Raw genomic sequence first — 991 nt, 5'->3', positions numbered from 1 at the left:
CCCGCCGCGCCGCCGCCCGTCCCGCCGCCCGCGCCCGGTCCCTACGACGCCGCGCCGCGCTACGCGCAGCCGAACTACGGCCCGCAGGGGACGTACCCGCCGGCGAACTACGGCCCCTACAACCAGCAGAACCAGCCGAACCAGCCGCCGCCGAACGCGCTGCAGCGCGGCCCGCAGCAGGGCGGCCCCTACGACCCGCAGCAGCGGGACGCGCCGCACCGCCGTCCCGAGCCCGCCCGCGACGACCGCGACAAGGACGCCCGCAAGCCCTACGGCTGGTACCGGGTGCTCGGCTTCATCGTCCTGGTGGCGCTGCTCGGCTTCGCCAACATCGCGCCGCTGCTCGCCGTCGGCGTGACGATCGTGGGCGTGCTCGTGCTGCGCAGCGCCGACAAGGCCGCGCAAGGCATGGAGGGCAAGCGGACACGGCGCGGCCCCCGCTCCGGCGACGCGGTCGCGGCCGCGTTCCGGACCCCGCTGCACCTGCCCGGCGCGGTGATGGTGACCGCGCTGCTTTCGGCGCTCAGCCTGTTCGCCGGGCTCGTCCTGCTCGGCGTGCTGATCTTCGCCAAGTCCGACATGACGGCGTCCCGGGCGATCGCCTACTCGGCGATGGCGGTGATCGGGCTGCTCTGCCTCGCGCCGGGCAGCGGCGCGCCGCGCCGCCAGCTCGCCCGGATCTGGGGGGCGCTGCTCCCGCGCACCGAGGCGGCGCTCGCCGCCGCCCTCATCCTCGGGATCTTCGCCGCCGTGCTGGTCGGCCTCTCCCAGAAGCAGCCCCCCGACACCACCCCGCTGGACGGCATGAGCCAGAACCTGGAGAGCCTGCGCAGCGATGTCCACGACCTCGTCACCGGGTTCCCGTTCGTCTGACGGAGCCTGGGTCCCCCCGCCGCCGGACGGGGCGCCCGGCGGCCCCCCGCCGTTCGCCGCGCCGGTCCCCGCGCCCCCGCTCCCGCAGGACGCGCTCCCCGCCGAACCCCCCGTCCCC

Annotated in this window: 1 pseudogene; it reads left to right on the top strand. The window is 76.8% G+C overall.

From position 1 onward, the window contains the following. Positions 1–873, top strand: a pseudogene (locus tag F9B16_RS52180) (hypothetical protein); the annotation flags it as partial. Positions 874–991: the final 118 nt, after the last annotated feature.

The sequence above is a fragment of the Actinomadura montaniterrae genome (assembly GCF_008923365.1).
Taxonomy (GTDB): Bacteria; Actinomycetota; Actinomycetes; order Streptosporangiales; family Streptosporangiaceae; genus Spirillospora; species Spirillospora montaniterrae.
Note: the sequence above shows the minus strand (reverse complement) of the source record. Positions and strands in the feature narration are given on the sequence as shown.